This is a genomic window from Streptomyces sp. RP5T (assembly GCF_003933965.1).
GTDB lineage: Bacteria > Actinomycetota > Actinomycetes > Streptomycetales > Streptomycetaceae > Streptomyces.
Genome location: NZ_RSAJ01001065.1, coordinates 1 through 1,428 on the forward strand (window position 1 = coordinate 1; position 1,428 = coordinate 1,428).

The following is a 1,428-nucleotide window of genomic DNA, read 5'->3' on the forward strand; positions in this document are numbered from 1 at the left end:
ATCGGGGACGGGACCTCCACCTCCGCAGTCAGTCCCCGTGCCGACACCACCCGCCACACCGACGCCAGCAGGGAGTCGTCGCCGATGAAGGCGGCGGCCGTGCCGGATCCGCCGTCGGTGAGCCGGTAGCGCAGGCTCACCGGCTGGACCGGCACCCCGGCGTCCAGGGCCGCCTGGAACACCGCGCGGCGGAACCGGCCCTGGGCGCGGCCGCACCACGTGCTGCCCTCGGGGAAGACGGCGACCGCCGCGCCCGCCCGCAGCGCGTCGGCGATGCGGGTGACCGTGTCCGGGAGGGCGCGCAGGCGGTCCCGTTCGATGAACAGGGCGCCGCTGCGGGCCGTCAGCCATCCGGCCACCGGCCACCGCCGGATCTCGGACTTGGCGAGCATCCGCGCGGGGCGTACGGCGGCCATCAGCGGGATGTCGAGCCAGGAGATGTGGTTGGCCACCAGGAGCACCCCGCCCGTTGGCGCGGCGGCGCCGGACAGCCGGACCCGGACCCCGGAGGTCCGCACCACCGCCCGGCACCACCACCTGACCGCCCGTGCCGGGACCCAGCGGCCGACCGGCAGCAGCGCGATCCCGGCGAGCAGCACCGTCGTGAGCGCGAGCAGCCGCAGCACGGCACGGGGTATCGCCGCGACCGGCCCCGTCCGCTCCAGGCACGCCCCCGGGGTGCAGGGCGCGCTGGGCAGCCAGACGCTCATCAGGCCGGGACGAGTGAGAGGAAGTGCCGCAGATAGCGGGCGTTGACCCGGCGCATCGACAGCAGCACGTACATGTCGGCCACACCGAAGTCCGGGTCGTGGGCGGGCTGTCCGCACACCCAGGCGCCCAGGCGCAGGTAGCCGCGCAGCAGCGGAGGCAGTTCGGTGTGGACGGCGGGCGTGCCCTCGGCGGGCTCCCAGGGCAGCAGCGGCCGCACCCGGAACTCCTCGGGGGCCAGGTACTTGGCGCGCACCCGGTCCCAGGTGCCGGCCGCCAGCGCGCCGCCGTCGGCGAGCGGGATCGAGCAGCAGCCGGCCAGCCAGTCGTGGCCGCGGTCCACCATGTAGCGGGCGATCCCGGCCCAGATGAGGCCGATGACGGCCCCGTCGCGGTGGTCGGGGTGCACACAGGAGCGGCCGACCTCGACGAGTCCGGGGCGGATCGCGTCGAGCGGGGCGAGGTCGAACTCGCCCTCCGAGTAGAGGCGTCCGGCGATCGCGGCCCGCTCCGGGGGCAGCAGCCGGTAGGTGCCGACGACCTGGCCGGTGACGGTGTCGCGGACCAGCAGGTGGTCGCAGTGGGCGTCGAAGCCGTCGACGTCGAGGCCCGGTTCCGGCGAGGTCAGGAGAGCGCCCATCTCGCCGGCGAACACGTCGTGCCGCAGCCGCTGCGCGGCCCGTACGTCGTCCTCGTCGCGGGCCAGGGTGACGGTGTAGC

General features: G+C 75.6%; 2 protein-coding genes. Both read right to left on the reverse strand.

The window, feature by feature from the left end; genetic code table 11:
• On the reverse strand, nucleotides 1–710 hold a 710-nt coding region (locus EHS43_RS44495), incomplete at its 3' end, for a 1-acyl-sn-glycerol-3-phosphate acyltransferase (protein ID WP_125196051.1).
• A partial coding sequence (locus EHS43_RS44500; RefSeq protein ID WP_125196052.1) for a GNAT family N-acetyltransferase occupies nucleotides 710–1,428 on the reverse strand: 719 nt, incomplete at its 5' end. The genes EHS43_RS44495 and EHS43_RS44500, both read right to left, overlap by 1 nt.